19 protein-coding genes are annotated in these 23685 nt (G+C 63.8%); 10 read left to right on the plus strand and 9 right to left on the minus strand.

Annotation, left to right across the window (positions count from 1 at the left end; all coding sequences use genetic code 11):
* Window positions 1–63: 63 nt before the first annotated feature.
* Window positions 64–1797 carry an alpha-glucosidase gene (locus RDV55_RS03195; RefSeq protein WP_111824536.1) on the minus strand — a complete coding sequence of 578 codons (1734 nt, stop codon included), beginning with the start codon at window positions 1795–1797 and terminating at the stop codon, window positions 64–66.
* Between the two features lie 302 nt (window positions 1798–2099).
* Complete coding sequence (locus RDV55_RS03200; protein ID WP_111824537.1) at window positions 2100–3542, minus strand: L,D-transpeptidase family protein; 1443 nt, start codon at window positions 3540–3542, stop codon at window positions 2100–2102.
* Window positions 3543–3748: 206 nt separating this feature from the next.
* Between RDV55_RS03200 and RDV55_RS03205 the strand changes: the two genes are divergently transcribed.
* The 5 genes from RDV55_RS03205 (at window position 3749) to RDV55_RS03225 (ending at window position 9018) form a co-directional block, all read left to right on the plus strand.
* Complete coding sequence (locus RDV55_RS03205; protein ID WP_174703850.1) at window positions 3749–5071, plus strand: AMP-binding protein; 1323 nt, start codon at window positions 3749–3751, stop codon at window positions 5069–5071.
* A 43-nt stretch (window positions 5072–5114) separates the two neighbouring features.
* Window positions 5115–6008 (plus strand): 1,4-dihydroxy-2-naphthoate polyprenyltransferase, encoded by an 894-nt coding sequence (locus tag RDV55_RS03210; RefSeq protein WP_111824539.1) that lies wholly within the window; start codon window positions 5115–5117, stop codon window positions 6006–6008.
* Window positions 6009–6281: 273 nt separating this feature from the next.
* Entirely contained in the window at window positions 6282–7841 is a 1560-nt protein-coding gene (locus tag RDV55_RS03215) for an alpha/beta hydrolase (protein WP_245907791.1), read from the plus strand.
* Window positions 7842–7918: 77 nt separating this feature from the next.
* On the plus strand, window positions 7919–8416 hold the full coding sequence (locus RDV55_RS03220) for a DUF4853 domain-containing protein (protein ID WP_111824541.1): 498 nt from the start codon (window positions 7919–7921) through the stop codon (window positions 8414–8416).
* A 104-nt stretch (window positions 8417–8520) separates the two neighbouring features.
* Complete coding sequence (locus RDV55_RS03225; protein ID WP_309187989.1) at window positions 8521–9018, plus strand: DUF4853 domain-containing protein; 498 nt, start codon at window positions 8521–8523, stop codon at window positions 9016–9018.
* Between the two features lie 78 nt (window positions 9019–9096).
* On the opposite strand, the gene RDV55_RS03230 is transcribed toward RDV55_RS03225, so the two are convergent.
* Window positions 9097–10530 (minus strand): MFS transporter, encoded by a 1434-nt coding sequence (locus tag RDV55_RS03230; protein WP_111824554.1) that lies wholly within the window; start codon window positions 10528–10530, stop codon window positions 9097–9099.
* Between the two features lie 185 nt (window positions 10531–10715).
* Here RDV55_RS03230 and RDV55_RS03235 point away from each other — a divergent pair, with 185 nt between their 5' ends.
* The gene (locus tag RDV55_RS03235; protein ID WP_111824550.1) at window positions 10716–11621 is read left to right on the plus strand and encodes a ribokinase; all 906 of its coding nucleotides are present in this window, start codon (window positions 10716–10718) and stop codon (window positions 11619–11621) included.
* A 74-nt stretch (window positions 11622–11695) separates the two neighbouring features.
* Entirely contained in the window at window positions 11696–12088 is a 393-nt protein-coding gene (locus tag RDV55_RS03240; RefSeq protein ID WP_111824551.1) for a phospholipase, read from the plus strand.
* 75 nt (window positions 12089–12163) lie between these two features.
* Here the strand turns inward: RDV55_RS03240 and RDV55_RS03245 are convergent, their stop codons facing one another.
* From RDV55_RS03245 to RDV55_RS03255, 3 genes are all read right to left on the minus strand, one after another.
* The gene (locus RDV55_RS03245; protein ID WP_111824552.1) at window positions 12164–12832 is read right to left on the minus strand and encodes a histidine phosphatase family protein; all 669 of its coding nucleotides are present in this window, start codon (window positions 12830–12832) and stop codon (window positions 12164–12166) included.
* A gap of 64 nt (window positions 12833–12896) precedes the next feature.
* Window positions 12897–12995, minus strand: coding sequence for a 30S ribosomal protein bS22 (locus tag RDV55_RS03250; protein WP_003792170.1), 99 nt, complete (start codon window positions 12993–12995; stop codon window positions 12897–12899).
* 84 nt (window positions 12996–13079) lie between these two features.
* Window positions 13080–13298 carry a helix-turn-helix domain-containing protein gene (locus RDV55_RS03255; RefSeq protein ID WP_111824553.1) on the minus strand — a complete coding sequence of 73 codons (219 nt, stop codon included), beginning with the start codon at window positions 13296–13298 and terminating at the stop codon, window positions 13080–13082.
* Between the two features lie 140 nt (window positions 13299–13438).
* Here RDV55_RS03255 and RDV55_RS03260 point away from each other — a divergent pair, with 140 nt between their 5' ends.
* The 3 genes from RDV55_RS03260 to RDV55_RS03270 all read left to right on the plus strand — a co-directional run bounded on the left by RDV55_RS03260 (window position 13439) and on the right by RDV55_RS03270 (window position 19812).
* Window positions 13439–15001 (plus strand): TrkH family potassium uptake protein, encoded by a 1563-nt coding sequence (locus RDV55_RS03260; protein ID WP_174703852.1) that lies wholly within the window; start codon window positions 13439–13441, stop codon window positions 14999–15001.
* 1649 nt (window positions 15002–16650) lie between these two features.
* Window positions 16651–17664 carry a DUF559 domain-containing protein gene (locus RDV55_RS03265; RefSeq protein ID WP_111824336.1) on the plus strand — a complete coding sequence of 338 codons (1014 nt, stop codon included), beginning with the start codon at window positions 16651–16653 and terminating at the stop codon, window positions 17662–17664.
* A 1470-nt stretch (window positions 17665–19134) separates the two neighbouring features.
* Entirely contained in the window at window positions 19135–19812 is a 678-nt protein-coding gene (locus RDV55_RS03270) for a potassium channel family protein (protein WP_111824334.1), read from the plus strand.
* Window positions 19813–20480: 668 nt separating this feature from the next.
* On the opposite strand, the gene RDV55_RS03275 is transcribed toward RDV55_RS03270, so the two are convergent.
* From RDV55_RS03275 to RDV55_RS03285, 3 genes are read right to left on the minus strand one after another with little or no spacing between them, the layout of a single operon-like run.
* Entirely contained in the window at window positions 20481–21560 is a 1080-nt protein-coding gene (locus tag RDV55_RS03275; RefSeq protein ID WP_174703843.1) for a hypothetical protein, read from the minus strand.
* Window positions 21557–22744, minus strand: coding sequence for a hypothetical protein (locus RDV55_RS03280; protein ID WP_111824333.1), 1188 nt, complete (start codon window positions 22742–22744; stop codon window positions 21557–21559). Before RDV55_RS03280 ends, RDV55_RS03275 begins: the two co-directional genes overlap by 4 nt.
* A 5-nt stretch (window positions 22745–22749) precedes the next feature.
* The gene (locus RDV55_RS03285) at window positions 22750–23136 is read right to left on the minus strand and encodes a YbaB/EbfC family nucleoid-associated protein (protein ID WP_111824332.1); all 387 of its coding nucleotides are present in this window, start codon (window positions 23134–23136) and stop codon (window positions 22750–22752) included.
* Between the last annotated feature and the right edge of the window lie 549 nt (window positions 23137–23685).

The following is a 23685-nucleotide window of genomic DNA, read 5'->3' on the forward strand; positions in this document are numbered from 1 at the left end:
TTCACTTGGGAACACCTCACGGCCAAGGCCCGGGATCTCTGCGATCCCGGGCCTTGGAGATTCTCAGGCGAGGTAAACCCGCGCCTCCCATCGCCCGAGGACCTCCGGGACACCCCGGTCATCCTCGGGAAGGTCGCGGTTGGCCAGGATGAGATCTCCACTCACCCCACGCCCCGCATCGCCGAGAACAGCGGGCTGCGAAGAAAGGTTGACGAGGACCGTTGCAACAGCCTCGTCGAGGATACGGCGATAGGCGAACACCGCGGGCGAGGGCGTAACGATGCGCTCGTAAGCGCCAGCCGCGATGACGGGCAGGCCGTGACGGATGTCCGCGAGCGCGCGATAGTAGGAGTAGACCGAGGACGGATCGCCCACCTGGGCGGCGGCGTTGATCTCCTCGTAGTTCGGGGCGACGCCGATCCACGGGGTACCATCCGTGAACCCGGCATTCGGGCCGGCGTCCCACTGGACGGGGGTGCGCGCATTGTCGCGGCCGGTGAGTGCCAGGCCATCCAGGACGGACTCGGGGCTCTCCCCCGACTCCACGGCCTCTCGGTAGTAGCGCAGCGCCTCGACGTCGCGATAGTCGTCGATGCCGCGGAAGACGCTGTTCGTCATGCCGAGTTCCTCGCCCTGGTAGACGTAGGGGGTGCCGCGCAGCATGTGCAAGGCGGTGGCCAGGGCGGTCGCCGACTCGTAGCGGTAGGCCTCGTCGCCGAAGCGGCTGACGGCGCGCGGCTGGTCGTGATTGTCCAGGTAGAGGCTGTTCCAGCCGATCTCGCCTTGAGCCTCCTGCCAGGCGCTCAGGCAGTCGGCGAGCTCGCCGGGGCGCAGCGTGCGTGGGTGGAACTTGCCCGATTCGAGGCCGAGGTCGACGTGGTCGAAGTGGAACACCATGTCGAGCTCTGCGCGGGCCGGGTCCGTGAAGAGCAGGACGTTGTCGCGGCGCACGCCGGGACACTCTCCGACCGTCATGGTGGCGCTGCGCCCTTCGAAGACCTCGCGGCGCATCTCGGCGAGATACTCGTGCAGGCGGGGCCCTTCCGAGAAGTGCGGGAAGCCCTCTCCCCAGGAGCGCCCGGGATAGACGATGCCGTCGGGCAGTGAGGGGTCCTTCGAGATCAGGTTGATGACATCCATACGGAAGCCGTCGACCCCGCGGTCGAGCCACCAGTTCATCATCTCGTAGACGGCGTGGCGCACCTGCGGGTTATCCCAGTTCAGGTCGGGCTGCTTGCGATGGAAGAGGTGCAGGTAGTACTGGCCTGTGGCCTCGTCCCAGGCCCAAGCCGAGCCGGAGAAGAACGAACCCCAGTTGTTGGGTTCGGCGCCAATCTCGCCGCCGACGTACCCGGGTCTGGGATCGCGCCAGATGTACCAGTCGCGCTTGGGGTTGTCCCTGGACGAACGGGACTCGACGAACCAGGGGTGCTCGTCGGAGGAATGGTTGACGACCAAATCCATGACGAGGCGCATGCCGCGATCGTGGACCCCTTCCAGCAGGCGATCGAAGTCCTCGAGCGTGCCGAACATGGGGTCGATGTCGTAGTAGTCGGCGATATCGTATCCGTTGTCCGCCTGCGGGGAGGCGTAGATCGGCGACAGCCACAGGACGTCGATGCCGAGGCCCTTGAGGTAGTCGAGTTTCGAACGAATACCCTCAAGGTCGCCGAGACCATCCCCGTTGGAGTCCTTGAAGGAGCGGGGGTAGATCTGGTAGACGACCGCACCCTTCCACCACTCGTCGGGGCTAAGCCCGCTGTCTGCGGGAGCGAGGGCATCGTTACGGAAGAACATGGAGAACCTGCCATACGTCGAGTTCGGGCACGCTGGCCCGGGGCCGATACGGGCAGACTACAGCGTCCGACACACCTGGGCACGAGGCATGTGCGGCGTGTGGGCTCGTGCCCTACACGCGCAGGCACCACCCCTCCCTGCGGGACCCGGCCTGGGCCATCGAATGCGCGCGTTTACACGCTCATACAATCGCGGGCAGCCCCGCCTACACACGCAACACCACGGTGAGGAAAAAGCGGGCCGGAACCTGTGGGTTCCGGCCCGCCCTCGATGCTCAGTGGTCATCGGCAGCGCACGACAGATCAGTAATGCACGACCACCGTGTCGCCCATGTCGGTCCAGTCATAGATGAACTTCGCTGCGTCGACGGGCATGTTCACGCAGCCGTGGGAGCCGCCGTAGCCGCTCCATCCGAAGGAGGAGCGCCAGGGGGCGCCGTGCATCGCGTAGGAGCCGGTGAAGTAGGTGACCCACGGGACGCCTTCGGTCTCGTACTTGGTTCCGTCGGCGTTCTCGCCGCGCATGGTCTGCACGTCGTACTTGAGGTACACGTGGAAGGTGCCGGTGACAGTCGGGGTGTCAGGTGCGCCGGGAACCATGTAGTAGGGGCCGCCGGCGACCTTGCCGCCAACGTAGGCGGTCACGGAGTTGTCGGCGAGACTAATGTCGACCCACTTCTCGCCTTCGGCTGCCTGGTAGACCAGGTTTTCGGTGCCTTCGGCGACCTGCTTGGTCTCGGAGCCGGGCTCGACATCGTCGTAGTGGAACAGGCCCTCGTAGGGGGTGCCAGCGGTCATGGCGGCGATGATGTCCTTGGTGACCTGCTCGGTGTTGTTGGTCTTGAGGCCCTTCTTACCCTCGCGGGCGACGGTCAGAACGTTGCCGGAGGAGTCGACGTTGTCGACGCGGTTCTGCGGCTTGACGTCGGTGGTGGCGGCCAGCGCGTTCACCCAGTCGGCGACCTTGACGGTGCTGATCGAGGGAGTGTCCAGGCTGCCGTCATCCTTGGTGAGGAATTCAACCCACTGGACCTTGTCGGAGCGCTCGGCGCTGAAGGTGTCGATACCGTCGGAGATCTCGATGTTCGTCTCGAGGAGGGCGTTGGCCTTCTCGGCGGCGGCCTGAGCGTTCTCAGTGGTGATGGAGGGCTCCATCTGGCGCACGCTCACGTCCTGGGTGACGGAGGTGAGGGTGGCACCCGCCTGCTTCACGGCGGCGGCCACGTCCTCAGCGGACACGCCGTTGCCCATCTGAGCGGGGGTGACGGTGAAGGATTGGCCATCTTGAGCGACGATGACCGAGGCGTCCTTCATTTCCGAGGTGAGGGTCGAGTTCGCACTCGCCGCGAGCTTCTTGATCGACTCTTCGCTGACGGTGACGACGGGCTCGATGTCGCGCTCGGAGAACAGGGCGCTGACGAAGGCGGGGAAGGACGTGGAGCCCTTCATAGCGGCGTCGGCGGTTTCGTCGGCGTCGACCGAAATACCCGCTTCGTTGAGCGAGGCCTCGGTGGTCTTGCCTTCGACGGTCAGGGTCACGTTGGTGGCGTCGGCGCGCTGGTTCACGGCGGAGACGACCTGGTCGCGGGTCATGCCCGCCACGGAGGTCCCAGCGACGCTGGTGCCGGGCAGGGCGCGTCCGGAGTAGTTGGCGGCGTAGACGACGCCGGCGCACACGACGAGGAGGACGAGGGCGCTCACAACGCCGATCGCCCACTTGGTTCTCAGGGATAGTACTTTGAGCATCGTCACCTATCGTATAGCCTCGCGTGCAGTTGCGGGCACATAACGTTGAATTTTCAGCTGCGTTGTCTGCCACAGGGAAAGAGGCATTATTTCGCCGTTTCAACCGACAAACGTGATTATTGCCGCGAGGTCCCTCGCCACCTGCGGGAACACGAGCGCTTATCCTGGTTGTGTATGCGTTCGCTGTCGACTTTGGGAGGCTCATCATGACTGCGCCACGACTTCTTGTTGTGCCCGGGGGCACCGCTATCGGCGCGGTCGCGCTGGCGAATGCGTCGATTCATAAGCTCGTGGAGCTCTACGAGGAGCGTCAGGCGGACCCGAATCATCCGGCACCGCACACGGTCGTCATTCTGCGCACCCCCGAGGATGTGCCACCGGCGACACTGCGCGGCTCCGCGGTAGCCCCCGAGGAGGCTTTCCCGGAGGACCGTTACCCCGGCCTCGCCCAGCGCATCAACCACGACCCTCATTTCTTCGACGGCATCGACCTGGTCGTTCCGACGTCCGGATCGAGCGCGGGCACCCCCCGCCTCGTCGGCCTATCGATCGAGGCTCTCATGGCCTCGGCGAAAACAACCGAGCTGGCTCTGGAAGGCCCGGGCCGTTGGATCCTGGCCATGCCCGCACACCACATCGCGGGCGCGATGATCCTGCTGCGCGCGGCGGTCGCGGAGACGAACCCACAGATCGTCGACACGTCCGAGGGCTTCGACCCCCGCGCCCTCCTGCCCGCGATTCAGGGGGCCACGCAGGACGAGATGCCCGGCTACCTGTCGCTGGTGCCCACCCAGCTCGCCCAGTGCCTCGATGCGGGCGAGGAGGTCGTGGGCCCGATGCGTTCCCTGGCGGCAATCCTCGTGGGTGGGGCGGCGACGAGTCAGCACGTGCACGCCCGCGCGACCGAGGCGGGCCTGAAGGTGCGCCTCACCTACGGCATGACGGAGACGGCGGGGGGCTGCGTGTACGACGGCAGGCCGCTGCCGGGCACGTCGGTGCGCGCGGTGGATTGGGACGGACGGACGCGCCTGGCCATCCACGGCCCGACGCTCATGACCCGCTACCTGGACGCGGACAGCCCCTTCTTCGACGAGGGCGGCCACCGTTGGCTGATCACCGGAGACCTGGGCATCATCCGCGCTTCCGGGAGGGTGGAGGTGCGCGGCCGCGCGGATGACGTGATCGTGTCGGGCGGCCTGTCGATCGCGCCGGGTCCTGTGCGTCGCGCGGTGCGCTTCTGTCAGGGCGTGTCGGATGCGTGGATTCTGGGCACCCCGGACGAGAAGTGGGGTCACGTGGTCACCGCGTTGGTCGTTGCCGATCAGATGCCGTCGGATTCGTTGGAGATGGCGGAGCTTGGCTCGGCGATCCGCGAGCATGCGGCGGCGCACATCGGACGCGCGCAGGCTCCTCGCCGGATCGTGGCCGTAGATTCCCTCCCCTACCTGGGCTTCGACAAGATCGACCGCGCCGCCGCAGCACAGGCCGCAGCGCAGGCCTCGGGCACCGAACGGGAGTGGGTGCGCTAGCCCGCTGCCCGGGTCAGCGCCCGCTCCAACTACACTGGTGGGCATGGCTTCCGTTTCTGACTGGATTGAAGGCGCTCGCCTACGCACCCTCCCTGCCGCCGCCGCGCCCGTGATCGTGGGGTCGGCGGCCGCGCACCACCTGGGGGGTTTCGACGCCGTGCGCGCGTCGTTGGCGCTCGTGGTGGCGCTGGCCTTGCAGGTGGGGGTCAATTACGCGAACGATTATTCGGACGGCATTCGCGGCACGGACGACAACCGCAAGGGGCCTGCTCGCTTGACGGGGGGCGGCCTCGCCAAGCCGAAGACGGTGCTAGCTGCCGCGCTCGGCTCGTTTGGGGTGGCCGGCGTCGCCGGCCTCGCGCTGGTCGCGATTTCGGGCACCTGGTGGCTGATCGCAGCGGGCGCTGCGGCGGTCGTGGCCGCGTGGTTCTACACGGGCGGCAAGCACCCCTACGCCTACATGGGTATCGGCCTGTCGGAGCTGATGGTGTTCGTGTTCTTTGGCCTGCTGGCGTGCGTGGGCACGACCTGGACTCAGGTTCAATCAGCTCCGTGGTGGCTGTGGATGAGCGCCTCGGCGCTGGGTCTGCTGTCGGTGGCGCTGCTGATGGCCAATAACATTCGCGACATTCCGACAGACCGCGAGTCGGGCAAGATGACTGCGGCCGTTCGCCTGGGCGACCGTCCGTCACGCTGGGTGTTCGCGGCCTGCGCGTGGCTTCCTGTCGCGATGATCGTCACTCTCGGTGCCGCGGTCGCTTTGCACCCGCTGGCGACGTGTGCGCTGGGCGTTGGCGCGGCCGCCTGGGCGATGGGTGTGAGCTTGCCGATCCTCACCGGCGCCTCGGGTCGCGAGCTCATCACGGTCCTGCGCAACACCGGTTTCTTCGCGCTGTCGTGGAGTATTCTCGCGGCCGTCGCCCTGGTGCTTTCCTAGTTCTTGGTCAACGAGGCCGGGGCGCCTCACGCTCGCAATAACCCGTCGGGCGATGAAAACAACCATCTGTCAGGTAGGCTGACCTGCAGCACTACTCACCGTTCAAGCGGAGGCCACGATGAGCAATGATTCCTGCACGCCGGGCCCGCACGCCCCGATGGGCGCGGGTGCCCTGGATCCGGTGATGAAGCCGTGAATTGGTTTAATATTCTTCAGTGGGATCCTGCCCCACTCCGAGAGCTTGCCACAAAATGCGCCACTAAGCAGCAACGGTTGCAGACAGCAGCCGAAGACCTCGTCACTGAGCTCAATAGCCTGACGGGCACTGGACTCACCGTCACTGCCGCCCAGGACAATCTCCGTAAGCGCATCAAGGCTATGGAAGACACTGTCAACTACCTCATCGGGGCGGGCGAGATCGCCTCCGAAGGCGTGCAGGGCATCAGCAAGATCAAGGCAGATGTCGAAGACGTCATGCAGCTAGCGGACTCATGCGGCGTACACATTGATACGAGCGGAGTCGCTTCATTCCTCCGGTCCATCGCTGACGAAGTCATTGATTACATTAAGAATCCACTCAACCGGCTAGACGTCATGGCGAGGATTACCCAGCGAATCGCGACCATCATCGGCACTGCCGATGCCCTCGTCATAAAGCTTGAGATGATGATCGACTCCCTCAACAGGGGAACTTTCGACAACGGCGTGCACTACTCCGCCACGGGCGCAACGCGCCCGACACTGCCTCCGAAGAGTGCATCTCCTGAGCAGGTGGCATCCTGGTGGAACGCTTTGTCCGATAAGGATAAGCAGTGGATGATCGAGCAGCATCCCGACGTCATCGGCAACCTTGAGGGCGTCGACTACGCGTCGCGCGACAAGGCAAATCGCATCATGTTGCCTCGCCTTCAGAAGCAGGCAAAGGATGAGCTCCAGCAGTTCTACGATACTTACGGCACTTCCATCCCCGTGACGCCGGAGAACTCCGGTTTGCTCGCTGAGGAAGAGCGCCTAAAAGACCGCGTGACAGCGCTTGATAAAATCGACGCAACCCTCGAGAAATCAGGATCAGAGAAGCCCTCCATTCCACGCTACCTGATGCAGCTTGACGCCAGCGGACCGAACATTCTCGCCGCGATCTCGCAGAACAACCCCGACGACGCCGACCACATCGGCGTGATCGTGCCCGGCATGACGACGAGCGTTGCGGGTAACGGCAAGAACGGCTCCATCCTGGACTACGACGATCACGCTACAGTCATGCGGCAAGCTGCCCAACGTGCTGTGAAGCCGGGCGAAAAGGTCGCGATGGTCGAGTTCTTCGGCTACGACGCTCCCCGCGGCATCGTTGGGGCGTCGAACCCGATCATGGCGAATAACGGTGCGCCGAAGCTAGCCCGCTTCTTGAACGGCATCGACGCGGCGCGCGAGCACGGAAAGGGCGACGCGCATATCACGGTCGCATCCCACTCCTACGGCTCGACAACGGCGGGCATCGCCGCAACCCAGGTGGGCGATGGCGTCATCGACGATCTGGTGCAATTCGGCTCGCCCGGCTCGGGCGTCCAGGACGTGGGCGAGCTCCACGTCCCAGAAGGACACACCTATGTAAGCGCTGCTCCCTACCTTCATGATGTGGTCCAGGGCGTCGGCCCGGATGATTGGTTTGGTAAGAACCCCGACACGATGGACGGGTACAAACACCTCTCCGGGGACGTCGGCCCTGCTCCGAGCTCCTATCAGCCGTGGGACCAACACAGCGGCTACTTCCAGAAAGATACTCCGGCGAACCGCGACATCGCCAGCGTCATTGCAGGGACCCCTCCCGCATGAGGAGACTATTCGCACCCCTTGTCATACTTGTTTCAACTATCGCGTGCGCTGCGTGTGCGCCGCTCCTTGGAGGACCCATGACCCCGAGCACTCCCCAGGTCAAATCCGTCGAAGCCTTTCAGCGTGACATCGAGCCCGCGATCATTGCCGCGCGCAACGAGCTCGTCACTGAAGAGAACTTCATGGCATACAAAGACGGAGAATCTATCGCTCGCCTCGGATCCGACCAGGAACCGCTGTATTCGCTCCATACTCGGCTGTATTACTTTACCGAGCTGGACGTCGACCGCATCCGCGACACCTACAACAAGCGCCTCCTCCCCCTCGGATTCGAACTATCCGAAAAACGCTGGACCTCCAACGGAGTTGAGTTCGTTGACTACCTGTGGATTAACGAGGAGTACCACGCCGTCGTGTCGTCGACGACGCGGCTCGGCGAGCAAACCGCCACGTACTATTACACGCAGGGCACGCCCTCGGACGGATCCACTGGGACACCGCCACAGCTGATCGACCAGCCCGGCCGCATCCCCGACTGGTTCGACCCCTCCCTCCCACCAGCAGGCCAGGGATGACACAACAAACGGCGGCACGCCGAGCGACGCGACCACTCGCCCTCCTCACATGCGCCCTCCTGGCGCTGTGCACGACCTCGTGCGCACCGTTTTTGGGAGGACCAATGAATCCGCTCATCCCTCGGGTCAAATCTGTCGAGGCATTTCAGCGTGATATCGAGCCGGCGATCATTGCCGCGCGCAACGAACTTGTCACTGAAGAGAACTTCGTGGCGTACAAGAACAACTACACAGTTTACACTCTCAACAAGAATGGCAAGCTTATCTGCTCTTTCCATTCGCGCATGTTTTTCTTCGCCGAGCTTGATACGGATCGCATCCGCGACACCTACAATGAGCGCCTCCTCCCCCTCGGGTTCGAACTATCCGAAAAACGCTGGACCTCCAACGGAGTCGAGATCGTTGACTACCTGTGGATTAACGAGGAGTACCAGGCCGTCGTGTCGGCGACGACACGACTCGGAGAAGAAACCGCCACGTACTATTACACGCAGGGCACTCCCTCGGACGGCTCCAACGGCGATCCCAAGCAGCTGATCGACCAGCCCGGACGTATCCCCGACTGGTTCGACCCCTCCCTCCCACCAGCAGGCCAGGGATGACACAACAAACGGCGGCGCGCCGAGCGGCGCGACCACTCGCCCTCCTCGCCCCGCAGGCGGCTCGGAACACCTAGCGGGTCAGCGACCGCGGCGGTACAGGTATTCGTGCAGCCAGTCGCCGGTGATGCCGATGACCGCAGCAACAACACAGACGAGGGCAACGGCCCGGAAGGCACCCGAGGCGAGCCACGGGGTGAACACGCCGATGCCGATCGCGGCGCTGCCCTGCATGGCGAGGTCGTTCATGGCAACGGCGCGTCCATTCTGGCCAGGGGAGACGGTCGCGAACACCGTGTCGTAGATAGGCGTAAACAAGGCGCCGAAGCCGGCATAGATGAAGCACATGGCAGCGGTGATGACCCACGGCCCCATACTCATGCACAGGGCGAGGAGGGCGGTGCCCGTCAGGATGAGGCCGATGCACGCGCGCACGCTTCGCCCGCGCCCGATGCGTGCCATGACGATCCCGGACGTCATGGCGGTGGCCAGGGCGACGCAGTAGGCGGGAAGCAGGCGCACGGACACCTGCGCGGGCGTGAGCCCGTAGTGCGCGGCACCGACGCCGTTCATGAGGGGCGCGACGGTGAAGTTCATGCAGTAGACGATCACAATGAGGCTGATCGAGCGCGCCCACGGCACGTTCGCGAAGAATGACCGCGTAATGAAGGGAGCACGCGCACGCCCAATGTAGCGCCAGAAAAGCGCTCCGCCGAGCACGAGTCCCGCGACGAGCCACCAGCGCGGGTTCGCGGCGACCAGGGTGAGCAGCAGGGCCAGCGATGAGAAGATCGCAAGGCCCACAACGTCGACGCGTCCGGCGCGGGCACGAGCGGGGACTCGGCGCCCCATGATGGGCAGGAAGGCAAGGCCGGCGAGGGGAATGAGGAGAAGAAGCGCCCAGTTGATGTCGGCGAGGACGCCGCCCGACAGCATGCCGATCGCGGTGCCGCCCTGGAAGGCCGCGCACATGAGGCCCACGTAGAGTCCCCTGCGCCTCGGGTCACGGATGGCTGTCGCCAGGATCATGTACGCCGAGGCCGAGGCTTGGTACCCCAGGGTCTGGAGCGCTCGGGCGACGATGACGCCGACCAGGGACGTGGAGAAGGCGAAGCCGAGCAGGGACCCGGCGACGATGAGGCCGATGCCCACGTCGACGATACGCCGCAGCGGAATGAAGTCTCCGAGGGTTCCGTACAGGAAGCATGCGACGCCGAGAACGATGCCGGGGATCGCGGTGATCAAGCCGGAGGCGTCCCCCGCGCCGATGTCCTGCGCGACGCGCAGGTAGACCAGGTTGAATCCCTGCAGGGAGACGGTGCCGAGCGCGTAGACGCCGAGGAGCGGGAGGAGGACCCGCGCGGGGCCATCCGCCAGCTCACCGTCGGTCGCAATGGTGCGCACGTTGACCCCGGTGGCCGAGTCGGCTCCGCGGATCACCTGCGAGGGTACGGTGTTGACGCGGCAGGTGGGGCCTGCCGCGCGCGACGAGAGGAAGAAGCGGAGGGTGCGCACGGCCATTAGTTCACCACAAATCAAACCTTTAGCAGTATGAGAGGAAACTAGTGACCGAATGAAGCAACACTTAAATGACGGCACCACCGAGAGCGCGCCCCAGGCCCAGTCCACGAAGCGTCGAAGCGCACATCATCACATGCGCGACGTGGCACAATAGAGCAACCACTCGCGAAGGAGCCCTCATGGCACGCGTCATCGTCGTCGGTTCGATCAATCAGGATGTCACGGTCACGGTCGACCGCTTCCCCGACCCGGGCGAGACCCTGTCCGGTTCGTCCCTGACCTACAGCTTGGGCGGAAAGGGGGCGAACCAGGCCGCCGGCGCCGCACACTCGGGCGTCGCCGTCGCATTCGTGGGTGCCGTCGGTTCCGATCCGTCGGGCCAACGCCTGCGCTCCGACCTCGCATCACACGGCGTGGATGTGACGCACCTGCGCGAGGTTGACGGGCCCTCCGGGACCGCGCTCATCACCGTCGCCGCGTCCGGGGAAAACACGATCATCCTGGATGCCGGCGCGAACGCCTCTGTGACGGTCGAGCCAGCCAAGGCCTCGTTGTTCCCCTCCCCCGCCGACATCGTCGTCCTCCAGGCCGAGATTCCCGCCGAGGCAAACGACGCCGCCCTCGCGTGGGCCCATTCGTTCGGCGCGCGCGTCGTGCTCAACCTGGCACCCGCACGCCCCACCGACGCCGCGTTCATGGCCCGTATCGACATCCTCGTCGTCAACGAAACCGAGGCCGGCCTGACGCTGGGAACGCCCACCCCCTCCAACCCCACGCAGGCGATCGGCATTGCGCGGGCGCTCCGAGCCCTCGGCCCCGAGCACGTCATGGTGACGCTCGGAGCGGACGGAGCAGCCTGGGCGTCGGGCAGCGAGGCCGGGCACTGCCCCGCCCTCACCCTCGGCGAGGCCGTGGACACCACCGGGGCAGGGGACGCGTGCGTGGGTGCGCTTGCGGCCGCAATGGCACTGGGAAAGCCCTTCGTCGAGGCCGTGGCCGACGGGATCCGGGCGGGATCGACCGCGGTGCTTGCACCGGGGGCGGCGCCCTCCTACGCGACCCTCCCGCGCGTCACTCGACGCTAAGCCAGCTTCTACGTCCCCCGGTTGCCCCGGGAGTGCCCCCAGCGTGAGCAGCCACACCCCCGTAGACTAGGGACATGCTCAGGATCGCCCTCGTCGTCGCCATGCTCGCCGTCACCATCTACGCGGCCGCGGACTGGCACCGCACGCCCGAAGCCGAGATGCCCGGCAAGATCGCTAAGCCAATCTGGCTGATGATCATCCTGTTCACCGCGACCATCGCCGCCATCGGCCCCCTCGCATGGCTGGTGCTGCGCTGGGTGTCCCGCGCGGAAAAGGCCCAGTGCAAGCAGGCCGAGGCCCCGAAGCGCCCCTCCGCTCCCGACGACGACCCGGAGTTCCTGTTCCGCCTCGAGCGCGACATCCAGCGTAAGCGTCGCGAGGAAGAGCGCCGCGAGCAGGAACGGCGCAAGCGCTCCGAGGGCGAGGACAGCGACCCGACCGCGGCCTCGGGCGACGAGGCCAACTGAGGCACGCCGACACGGCCCGGCCTCGGGGCACGTGGCTGGGCCGCCAGGCCCCTCGCGAAGCCCCCGGCGTAGGCCTCAGCGGCGCAGGCCCGCCTGCGAGTCGCCCGGCGTCATATCCTTCGCGATCGCCACGAGGTCTGCAGCGGGCTCCGCGTACGAGGTGCCCACGAGCGTCGCGCCCGAGAAAATGAACGACGTGATCGACGCGAGCGCGCAGTGGCGCGACTTCGGGGCGTGGGCCAGCGGCTGACCGTTCACGAAGCGCGTCAAGGTCACGATCGGATTCTGGTGGGACACGACGAGCGCCTCATGCCCCCGAGCCTGGCGCAGGGCCGACGAGAGGGCAGCGCTCATACGTGACGCGACATCGCGGTAGGGCTCACCCCACGAGGGTCGCAGCGGATTGCGGTAGTACTTGTAGTACTTCGGGTTCGCCAGCATCGCGCGATTCGAGTTCACCGGCATTCCCTCGAACACGTTATCGGACTCGATGAGACGCGGATCCGACTGAAGCGTCAGCCCGTACGCGGCCGCCGTCGGCGCGGCCGTCAGCTGCGCGCGCAGGAGCGGCGAAGAAATCACGCTCGTAATATCCGCCCCCGAATCCACGAGGTACTGCGCGGCGCGGGCCGCCATCGAATGGCCCAGCTCCGTCAGCCCAAAACCGGGCAGGCGCCCGTACAAAACACCCTTCGGATTGTCCACTTCACCGTGGCGCATAACGTGAATAATGGTGCGTTCCATGACATCCAAGTATAGGGCCCCGGATACACGAGAGGCCCGACCAAATGGCCGGGCCTCCGCTCGCTCACTTCTTGTTGCGACGCTGGTGACGCGTCTTGCGCAGGAGCTTACGGTGCTTCTTCTTCGCCATGCGCTTGCGGCGCTTCTTGATGACGGAGCCCATGGGGTTCCTCCCTCGTAGTGTGTGCGGCAGAGGTACTACCGCTGATGGATGATGGGTGCCCGAGCCGGGCACATCGTGCCTATACTACCCGCCAATGACGCGAGCCTGGTCACCAGAGTGATCCGCAATACCAGACTGGATCATCTGGGCGACTGCGGCCTCCGGGACGCGGAAGCTCTTTCCGACGCGAATCGCGGGCATATCGCCACCGTGAATCAAGCGGTACACAGTCATTTTAGAGACGCGCATGATGTCCGCCACTTCCGTGACAGTCATAAAACGCGGCGCCGACTGCTGTTCCATTAATGACTCCCAGTGTGCTCGCGAGGCGCGCTAAACCCGATTCGTTCACCGCTTCCGTAGCCTCACGAATATACTACTGCCTAACCACATGGAAACTGCAACTTTGTCCACTTTTGTTGCAGAGTCGTTAAGGAGCAAGGATGGCACGGGCACGCAACGGGCGCACAGGGCGAGCGAAGCCCCCTCGCCTGCGTCCCGAACCCGGCGCAACACGCTCCCTGATGCGCGGACGAGCCAGGGCCTCGTCCCCCGCAATCTCCGAGGAAACCCTCAATCCGCAGCCCTCCCCAGTCGTCCGACGTGTCCCCGGAGGCCCCCAAAGCCCGCACGGCGAGGTACCCACCTCAGCCGCGCAACGCGTGCGCGCCTGGCTATCCAAGCAGGCACGCTATTCACCCGCTCGCCTCGCGCTCAGCACCTTCGCGCTCATCATCGGCGTCATCACGGCGCTGCTGATGCTCCCCATCTCCTCCTCGTCGGACACACCCGCGCCTTTCGTCGATGTGCTCTTCACCGCCGTTTCCGCCGTATGCGTGACCGGCCTGACCACCGTGGACACCGCGACCTACTGGTCCCCCTTCGGCCAGGCCGTCATCGCCGCCGGCATCGTCGTCGGAGGCCTGGGCGTCATGACCCTCGCATCGATCCTCGGCTTCGCCGTCTCCCGTCACCTTGGCCTCACCCAGCGCATGCTTGCCACGCAGGAGACCGGGACGGGGGCCATGGGCCAGATCTCGACGCTCCTCAAAGCCGTCATCGCCACATCGCTGACCATGCAGGCACTCCTGGCCGCCATGTTCCTCCCCCGATTCCTCGCCATGGGCTTCGACCCGGCGCGCGCCATCTGGGATGCCGTCTTCATGGCGATCTCCGTGTTCAACAACGCCGGCTTCGTCATCCTCCCCGACGGCCTCGCCCCCCATGTGACCGACTGGTGGATGTTGATCCCCATCATCCTCGGAACGACCGTGGGTGCCATCGGCTTCCCCGTCATCATGGACGTCGCTAAGAACCTGCGCACTCCTCGCCGCTGGCGTCTCCACACAAAGCTGACGCTGTCCACCTACCTGATCCTGGCATTCGTCGGTGCCCTCGCGCTGGCCCTCACCGAATGGCACAATCCGACGACGCTCGGCGCGATCGACACGCCGTCAAAGATCCTCAATGCCATGCTCGCCGGCGTCAACTCCCGTTCTTCGGGCCTGTCCGCCCTCGATGTGGGTGCCATGCGCTCGCAGACCCACTTCATCCAAGACATCCTCATGATGATCGGCGGCGGCTCCGCGTCGACGGCCGGCGGCGTCAAGGTCACGACCTTCGCCGTCCTCGTTCTCGCCGTCATCGCGGAGGCTCGAGGCGACCGCGACATCGAAGCCTTCGGACGCCGCATCCCCACATCAACGATTCGGCTGTCGGTCGCCGTGTCCCTGCTGGGCCTGGCGCTTGTTGCCGTCTCCGTCGTCTTGCTGATGTCGATGACGGAGTACACGCTCGACATCATCCTGTTTGAGACCGTGTCTGCGTTTGCGACCGTCGGCCTCTCCACGGGCATCACCCCGATCCTGCCGACCGGTGCCAAATACGTGCTCATCTTCCTCATGTTCGCGGGCCGCACCGGTTCCATGACCGTGGCCGCAGCCCTGGCCTTGCGCCAACGCTCCCGCGTCATCCGTATGCCCGAGGAGCAGCCCATCATCGGCTGATGGCCGGGGCGGTTGCGGCCCCTCGGATGAAAGCCGGTCCAGATGCGGGCTACGTGTGCCGCTGTGGCATCGCGCGGTGGCTCGACCGCCAGCGGGCGTGGTGGCGTGACACCACTGGTGCCACTGCCAGCACTCGTTCGGCCGCACACGAAACCGGAGACGCCACCGCCAGCATTCAAACACGCCCGCATGAAACCGGAGACGCCACTGCCGCAGCGTCGACACTCCCGATCGAAACCACTAACACCACTGACAACGCGTGTTCGGCTCCACACGAAACCACCGGCACCACCACCAGCACTCGCGCGCGCCCACGTGAAACCGGAGACACCACCGCCAGTACTCAAACACGCCCGCATGAAACCGCAAGCACCACCGACACAGCTCGCGCGCGCCCGCGTGAAACCGCAGACACCACCGATAACACAAAACACGGCAATCTAGCCCAAAAACCACCAACAAAGGCCCCACCAGTTACAACCAGCCCACCAACACAACCAACAAAGGCCCCACCGGTTACAACCAACCACCAACACTCACTCCGCGTGAAACCACAGGCACCACCGCCAGCACTCGCACACGCCCGCATGAAACCGCAGACACCACAGCCAGCGCGGACCCAAACCGCATGAGACCGCAAGCACCACTGCCAGCGCGCACCCAGACCCGCATGAAACCGCAGGCACCACTGCCGCAGCGTCGACACTCCCAATCGAAACCACTGACACCACTGCCAGCGCTCGCACACGCCCACATGAAACCGCAGGCACCACTGCCGCAGCTCGCGCGCGCCCGCACGAAACCGCAGACACCACCAACAACACAAAACACGGCAATCTAGCCCAAAAACCACCAACAAAGGCCCCACCAGTTACAACCAGCCCACCAACACAACCAACAAAGGCCCCACCGGTTACAACCAACCGACCAACACCCACTCCGCGTGAAACCGCAAGCACCACTGCCAGCGCGCACCCAAACCCACATGAAACCACAGGCACCACCGCCAGCACTCGCACACGCCCGCATGAAACCGCAGGCATCACTGCCGCAGCGTCGACACTCCCAATCGAAACCACTGACACCACTGCCAGCGCTCGCACACGCCCACATGAAACCGCAGGCACCACTGCCGCAGCTCGCGCGCGCCCGCACGAAACCGCAGGCACCACCGATAACACAAAACACGGCAATCTAGCCCAAAAACCACCAACAAAGGCCCCACCAGTTACAACCAGCCCACCAACACAACCAACAAAGGCCCCACCGGTTTCACCCAACCGACTAACACCCACTCCGCGTGAAACCACAGACGCCACTGCCAGCACTCGCACACGCCCGCATGAAACCGCAGACACCACAGCCAGCGCGCACCCAAACCGCATGAGACCGCAAGCACCACTGCCAGCGCGCACCCAGACCCGCATGAAACCGCAGGCACCATTGTCAACTCCAGCTCGGAAAGATACGAAACCTACGACGTCCTGCAGACTCACATCATTCCCCTTTACTGCACGTTTTTTATCCACAGGCCTCTCCAGTCAAGGACCTGTATCCACAGGGTTCGTATTTCTACTTCTCAGGCCGGCCCATCTTGGGAGACCATTCACAGAACAACCGCACACGCATGATTTGACGGTGATGCCCCCATGTTGTCCGAACTCATCACATCCATTCGTTCCTCCCTCCTGATTGTGGGAGTCCACCGAACGAAGGTTCAACTACACAGACAGCTCAAATCGGGAGAGGTGCTGCGTGTCCTGACCGGCGTTTATCTTCCCGTAGAGAGCTTTGAAGGGCACCCATTGAGCGAATACCCACAGATCGCCCTCATAGCTCGCTTGTCAGCATTCAGTATTCGTCATCCGAGATACGTCTTGAGTGGTGCAAGTGCAGGGATTCTACTGGGGCTTCCCACCTCTTGCCGCATCAAGGACACCATCGCTTACTCGCCTACTCAAGGTGGGGCTCGAAAAGTCCTCTTTCCTCCACTCCGGCTACCTGATGGTTCCAAGATTTCTGGCGCGATGTTCAAAACATCGAGACCGAAACATCCGATTCCTTCCATGGAATATCTGGGTTTTAGGGTTGCTACGCCCACCCGGATTCTGATCGATTGCGCCCGCAACTATAAAGATGCGCAATCGTTCCCTCTCGTATGTGCAGGCCTCTCTCGAACATCAGAGTTCGACCGTTTCCATCTGAAGGAGTCGCGCACCAAAGCGAGTAGCGCACGAAAGGAGATACTCGCCGAGCTTCAACAGATGCCGCACAACACCCCGGGGCGAAAACAAGCCAAGTGGATCATCAACCACGCTGACGCTGGATGCGAGTCTCCCGGGGAAGCCCTCGTCTTACTCGCATTGCTGCGCGCTGGGATTATAGGAATCAGCACTCAAGAGGAGGTCCACATTGACGGCCGCACGTACTTTATCGACATTGCTCTGGCTGACCTGAAGATCGCCATCGAGTTTGATGGCCGCATCAAGTACGGGGAGACCATCGATCAAGTCCACGACAGCATTGAGGCAGAGCAGCGTCGCCAGAGAGACCTCGAACGCGCTGGCTGGAAGGTGATTCGGGTTCGTTGGTCGGATCTAAAACTCATCGACGAGGTCGTCGCCCAGGTTTCGGTCGCTGTCCGCGCTCGGTCGACCCGCTAGACAGCAGCACGTCCCATGCGCGACGGCGGCTCCCAGGCTGTTGCCGAACACACCTGACTGTGGGCAAGCGTTATGACGAGCAAGCCACATGCACGTAGCTGCGCGAGCACTCAACCGGTTCAGATGATCGACACCCAGAAGAACCAGGGAGACAGCATCAAAACCACTGACACCACTGCCAGCACTCGCGCGCGCCCACATGAAACCGCAGGCACCACCGACACAGCTCGAGCGCGCCCGCGTGAAACCGCAGGCACCACTGCCGCAGCGTCGACACTCCCGAACGAAACCGCAGACACCACTGACAGCGCAAAACACCGCAGTTTAGCCCAAAAACCACCAACAAAGGCCCCACCAGTTACAACCATTCCACCAACACAACCAACAAAAGCGCCACCGGTTACAACCAACCGACCAACACACAGCCCCGAACGAAACCGGAGACGCCACCGACACAGCTTGAGCGCACCCGCATGAAACCGGAGACGCCCCGACACAGCTCGAGCGCACCCACACGAAAACGGAGACGCCACCGCCAGCACTCGCACACGCCCACATGAAACCACTGGCACCACCGACACAGCTCGAGCGCGCCCGCGTGAAACCGCAAGCACCACTGCCAGCACGCGTTCGGCCCCACACGAAACCGGAGACGCCACTGCCAGCGCGCACCCAAACCCGCATGAAACCACTGGCACCACCGATGACACAAAACACCGCAATTTAGCCCAAAAACCACCAACAAAGGCCCCACCAGTTACAACCAGCCCACCAACACAACCAACAAAAGCGCCACCGGTTACAACCAACCGACCAACACCCACTCCCCACGAAACCGCAGGCACCACCGACACAGCTCGAGCGCACCCACACGAAACCACCGGCACCACCGCCAGCACTCGCACACGCCCACATGAAACCGCAGGCACCACCGACAACACAAAACACGGCAATCTAGCCCAAAAACGACCAACAAAGGCCCCACCAGTTACAACCAGCCCACCAACACAACCAACAAAAGCGCCACCGGTTACAACCGCGGCAGAAACCAACCAACGCGGAAACCGACGACACGGAACGCCCTCCCTCATTACGTCTGACATCGCGGGGAAACATCGTGCTCTCTGCCCCGTAGCAGTCGTACCTTCCAGTGGATCAAGAACTCCGCACCACTTCGTGTTTCACGCGCGTTTCACGCTCCTGGATCGGCCACTGGCTCACGCCACACACGACACCCCACGCCCCTGCGCCACTACGCAGACACCACGCCCCCCCCCCCCCGCACCCATTACCCACATCCCACGCCCCCGCGCCCACGATGCGCACACCCGACCCACAACCCACATCCCAGGCCCCTGCGCCCGTGACACACACCCGGACCAACAACTTGCACCCACAACCCACCCGCAACACTCGCTGCACGCGCCCGCACCGCTCGCGGCGCACGCGCCCGCAGGGAAGAATGGGGGCATGGCAGATGAACGCGAGTCAAAGGAACTCCAGTCAGGAACGCTCGTCATCGGACTGGGCCGTTTCGGCGCCGCCGTCGCGGTGACGCAGGACCAGCTGGGATACGAGATCTTGGCCGTCGAAAAGAACCCGGCGCGCGTACAGGCATTCGCCGGTCGTTTCCCTCTCGTCGAGGCCGACGCGACCTCGAAGGATGCCCTCGAACAGCTCGGCGCACGTGAGTTCCGCAGCGCCGTCGTCGGTGTGGGCTCGTCCCTGGAGGCAGCTGTCCTCATCACCGCGAACCTCGTTGACATGGGTATTTCGTCGATCTGGGTGAAGGCCACGTCCTCCCAGCACGGCCGCATCCTGCGACGCGTGGGTGCCCACCACGTGGTCTACCCCGATCTGGACGCGGGAAAGCGCACCGCGCACCTCGTGGGCGGCCGCATGGTTGACTACATCGAGATGGAGAAGGACGGCTTTTCCATCATGAAACTGCGTCCCCCGCAGGAGGTCCACGGATTCTCACTCGAAGAGCTGGATCTTCGGGGCAGATACGGAGTCAACGTGCTGGCGGTGCGCCACCCCAAGCAGCGCTTCGAGTACGCGGACGCGACCACGCGCATCAACGCTGACGACGAGATCATTGTGTCGGGTGACTCGCACCTGCTGGAGTATTTCGCGAACCGCCCGTAGCGGTCCTTCAAGGCCGGGAGCATGTGGCTGTCGCGTCGGTCCGACGATCTCAGGATTCGACGAGGCCGGGGCGGGTAGCCGCACGCACGAGGCCGCGGATGATCAACGCCGGCCGAAAAAGATGCGCGCGGCAAACGAACGCTCGTGACGGACGGACAATAGGCGAATGCATTCCGATCCGAGACGTAGGCACTCGGGGCCGCCACCGGCACGCACACGAACGGTCACACAGAGCAGAGCTGTCCTCTCGCCACAAGCACCCCGGCAGCGCGCAGGATCACTGCAGGCTAACGCTCCGTGACCAGATAGGGCGCTCGCATGCGACGCAGTGAGGCCGAGGCCCCCTCTACGCTCCGCCCGCCCGCTCAGTCGGCAGGAGAACACGCCAGATGACGTAGGAGCGGCAGAAACGCTTCCCCCTACATCGGTACGCACACGTGTAGCGCACGAAGCGCACCCGGGCGTTCAGCTGCGCGAACATAAGGGGTGCCCCGCACAGGTTCTGCGCGGGGCACCCCTACCGGTCGAGGTCGCTAACGCGACTCTGAGAGCTCCTAGGAGCTACCAGAGGAAGAAGAGAAACCTCTGTTGACGACGCTCGAATCCTTGCCTCAGTTTTCCTCGGAGTTCGACACGCTCGCTCCCTTGAAGCAAGGACCACTGCCGTACTATTGCTCGGTCTTCTTCCCCACTGTCGACGGGGGAACGTGGATCCCGGGTGTGAAGGGGCGGGTGAGGCCGTATCCTTCGGGATCCTCGGCGACCTTCCTCGCCGCATCACCAATAGGCTTGACGATTGGCTTGCCGATATCCTCAGCAACGCGGAAGGGCTCGAGAAGCGGATCGATCAGCCGATCGATGATGTGCTTATCTTTCTCTTCGTCTGCCGGCGGCCTGCGAATGGGTTCATCCAGGGGAGAACGCTTCGGCTTGTCACTGCTCGAGGACGATCCTTCGCCGCAGCAACCGCCACCGGGGGTACCGCAATCCTTGCCGACCTCGCGGATTGCGCTGAGGAAGGCGGGAGCGGCCGCCGTGAGGATGTCGAAGAGCGACTTGAGTTCATCGAACGCCATCTTCAGCAGCGTCAGGATGTTCTCGACCTTCACAGCCTCGGCAGCAGCCCTCTGGGCAACAGCTTCCGCGGCCTTAAGGAGCGACATGCCGAACGTCAGGCCCGATAGCGCCACTCCTTCAAGAGCTTCACCGATGATGTCCGAGATCAGCTTGCACACGTAGTCGTGGGTCTTCTTGACGAGCTCGGCGGCCTTCGCGACCGCTCCTCCCACGGTGGCGGACGCGTCGGCCAACGTATTGATCGAGCGAACGACCTGTCCCTGACGCTCCAGGTACCGGGTGACGGCTGCACCCTTCATGTTCTGCATGGCGCTGGTCGAGGTGGACTCGATCTCGGATCCCGTTGAGCGCAGAGAGTCTCCGATGGACGCCCACGTCATGGCCATACCGTTCACCTGCGCAGAGTCGCCGGTGAGCTGGTCCATCCAGAACTTCAGGGGATCGACGTAGTTGAGGAGCATGTTGACGCCGTAGCTGATCAAGCCACTAAGCCCACCCAAGGCGATATCGCCAATGCCTTGGGCAGCGCTGAGGGCAGACTCGGCACCACCCATCCACTGGCCGGCCTGGAGCTGAATGACAGCGTCGCGGATATCGCCGATGGGGCCCAGGGCGTCGTCGGACCCATCCATCCACTCGCTACGGGTGTATACCGGCTGTTGCGGGCTCACTTCTTCACTCCTTCAAAAATGAAGCGACGCAGCGTGCGTTCTTCGTCCTGACGCTGACGGGTCAGGAAAGTCTCGATGTCCTGGTCACCGCGCTTGTCCTGCTTATCGAAAAGGGAACGCACATCTTCCGGCTTCGATTCGGGATGAGCCTTCGTGAACTCGTCGATGCGCGCGTTCTGGGTCTTCTGTTGTTCGTCAACGAAGGCACGGAAGCTGGCCTGCTGTTCGTTGCGCTGCTTGGACAGGAAGGTGTCGAACTGCTGGGGAGTTGCCTTCGGATTGTCCTTGACGAACTCTCGGATTTGGGCTTCCTCATCGGTGCGCTGCTTCGCGAGGAAGTCGGTCGTCGCGTCCTGCTGGTGCTTCTGGTTGTCCTCGATGAGCGTCTTCACCTCGGAGATATCCTCGCCCGAGTGCGCCTCGGCGTAGCGTTCGAGGACCTTTGCCTGGTCTTCCTTCTGACGTTCGTAGAATGTCTTCAGGTCAGCGTTCTCGTCGCCGCGTTGCTTCTCGAGGAAGGCACGGAGTTCATCCTCGCCCACGCACACCTTGTCGTGTCCGGCGAGCATGCTCGCGAAGGAGTTCTCGCCGTCCTTCTTGTCCTTGTCGAGGCCCTTGATCGTGTCCTCGGCGCTGCTCGGCTTGGGCATGGTGGGGGTACCGCCGGTGGGACCGTTCGAGACGCCGCCTCCGCCGCCGAGCGAGGGAGTAGCGCCACCGCCACCACCGCCGAGCGAGGGAGTAGCGCCACCGCCTCCGCCGCCGAGCGAGGGAGTAGCACCACCACCGCCGCCGCCGGGGCCGTCATACGGTGCGCTCACCTCCATAGGCGGTCTTCCGCTAGGAGGCGTGGGCGTCGGCTCGAGTCCGTCTCCGGGTGCCTCAATAAGATCTTTGTTTCCGCGCTCGGCGTCACGCATCTTCTGCTCGAGGTCGAGGAGGCAGTTGCTCAAGCGGTGTTCTGCCTCGGCGGCGTCGTTGATCATGGCCGCGATGTTCGAGAACTGATAGGTGCACACGGCGGTGTACTGCATGAACATCAGGCCGAATGCATTCGTGATGACCTGTCCCAGGGTCTGGGTGGCGGTGTCGTAGCAGTTGTCGAGGGTGTCGGCGCAGTTGTCCACCTCGCCCGCGTGGCTAACGAGCCGCTCCAGGTCGATTGCGAGATCGTAGTTTGCCATCGCTATCAGCGCCCGAGCGAGTTCAGCACGGGTTCGACGGTGGCGGCATACGCCTCGATCGCGCCGCCTTCGTCCTTGACGTCCTGGGAGACGCGCTCGCGGACGAAGGTCGCCATGTTGCGTCCGGCATCCGCGTAAGCCTCCATGACTGAGCGCTCGAGATCCTCGGCGCTTCCACGCATCGCATTCTCGTCGATGGAGATTTTGGTCATGCGACCGTCGGAGTTCACCTCAACCTCGACGTCCTGGTTGCTGTCCATACCAGACACGCGGGCGGAGCTCAGTCGCTCAACGAGCGCCTTGATCGCGTTCGCCTTCATCTGGGCGGCGGCGATCTGGTCATTCAGCATCTGTTCAAATTCTTCGGGCGTCTGCCCCATCACATCTACCATGCGGTTATTCTAACCGACTGAGCATATCTGCGAGGTGAGCTCCAACCCGCAAAATGCCCTTTTTCCTGGATGAATACACCGGGCTGGTGGTCGTTCATGATTGACACCTTGCCACCCAATGCCTCGACGACTCGTCACTTCCGGTGATAGCGCGGGCAGATTCCCACGGCCAACAGAGCACTATTGTTCGTCACTCAACGCGTTCTTATCATCGGTCGCTCGTTAGACACACGATGGGTCATTCACGTTCACTATCGTGTTCACAACCCGTCCACGTCATTCCAATTCTCTTGAACCGTCGGCTGTGCATCATTGCCTGCACCGATGGATGATCAATAGGTGCCTGTTGGAGAGCCCTGCCGGTACGGACGCGAGGATTCCCGCGACGACCGGTGACGCCATCGACGTGCCACTCACAATGGAGTTTTCCCCTCGGTCAAGGACCGCTCCACCCCTCTGCGATGGCGGCGACCGACACTCCATCACCCCAGCTCGTGTAGCTGTCCACCGAGCCGTCCGGTTCGAGCGCGCCCACGCCTCGTCGTCGAA

Origin of the sequence: Schaalia odontolytica (assembly GCF_031191545.1) — a bacterium.
Taxonomy (GTDB): Bacteria; Actinomycetota; Actinomycetes; order Actinomycetales; family Actinomycetaceae; genus Pauljensenia; species Pauljensenia odontolytica.

What these genes read in the sequence shown, in the direction of transcription:
- RDV55_RS03285 (WP_111824332.1), bottom strand. Translation starts at nt 23,136, where the DNA reads ATGGTAGATGTGATGGGGCAGACGCCCGAAGAATTTGAACAGATGCTG.
- RDV55_RS03260 (WP_174703852.1), top strand. Translation starts at nt 13,439, where the DNA reads ATGGCACGGGCACGCAACGGGCGCACAGGGCGAGCGAAGCCCCCTCGC.
- RDV55_RS03245 (WP_111824552.1), bottom strand. Translation starts at nt 12,832, where the DNA reads ATGGAACGCACCATTATTCACGTTATGCGCCACGGTGAAGTGGACAAT.
- RDV55_RS03220 (WP_111824541.1), top strand. Translation starts at nt 7,919, where the DNA reads ATGACCCCGAGCACTCCCCAGGTCAAATCCGTCGAAGCCTTTCAGCGT.
- RDV55_RS03280 (WP_111824333.1), bottom strand. Translation starts at nt 22,744, where the DNA reads ATGGCAAACTACGATCTCGCAATCGACCTGGAGCGGCTCGTTAGCCAC.
- RDV55_RS03240 (WP_111824551.1), top strand. Translation starts at nt 11,696, where the DNA reads ATGCTCAGGATCGCCCTCGTCGTCGCCATGCTCGCCGTCACCATCTAC.
- RDV55_RS03200 (WP_111824537.1), bottom strand. Translation starts at nt 3,542, where the DNA reads ATGCTCAAAGTACTATCCCTGAGAACCAAGTGGGCGATCGGCGTTGTG.
- RDV55_RS03210 (WP_111824539.1), top strand. Translation starts at nt 5,115, where the DNA reads ATGGCTTCCGTTTCTGACTGGATTGAAGGCGCTCGCCTACGCACCCTC.
- RDV55_RS03270 (WP_111824334.1), top strand. Translation starts at nt 19,135, where the DNA reads ATGGCAGATGAACGCGAGTCAAAGGAACTCCAGTCAGGAACGCTCGTC.
- RDV55_RS03225 (WP_309187989.1), top strand. Translation starts at nt 8,521, where the DNA reads ATGAATCCGCTCATCCCTCGGGTCAAATCTGTCGAGGCATTTCAGCGT.
- RDV55_RS03205 (WP_174703850.1), top strand. Translation starts at nt 3,749, where the DNA reads ATGACTGCGCCACGACTTCTTGTTGTGCCCGGGGGCACCGCTATCGGC.
- RDV55_RS03255 (WP_111824553.1), bottom strand. Translation starts at nt 13,298, where the DNA reads ATGGAACAGCAGTCGGCGCCGCGTTTTATGACTGTCACGGAAGTGGCG.
- RDV55_RS03235 (WP_111824550.1), top strand. Translation starts at nt 10,716, where the DNA reads ATGGCACGCGTCATCGTCGTCGGTTCGATCAATCAGGATGTCACGGTC.
- RDV55_RS03265 (WP_111824336.1), top strand. Translation starts at nt 16,651, where the DNA reads ATGTTGTCCGAACTCATCACATCCATTCGTTCCTCCCTCCTGATTGTG.
- RDV55_RS03195 (WP_111824536.1), bottom strand. Translation starts at nt 1,797, where the DNA reads ATGTTCTTCCGTAACGATGCCCTCGCTCCCGCAGACAGCGGGCTTAGC.
- RDV55_RS03250 (WP_003792170.1), bottom strand. Translation starts at nt 12,995, where the DNA reads ATGGGCTCCGTCATCAAGAAGCGCCGCAAGCGCATGGCGAAGAAGAAG.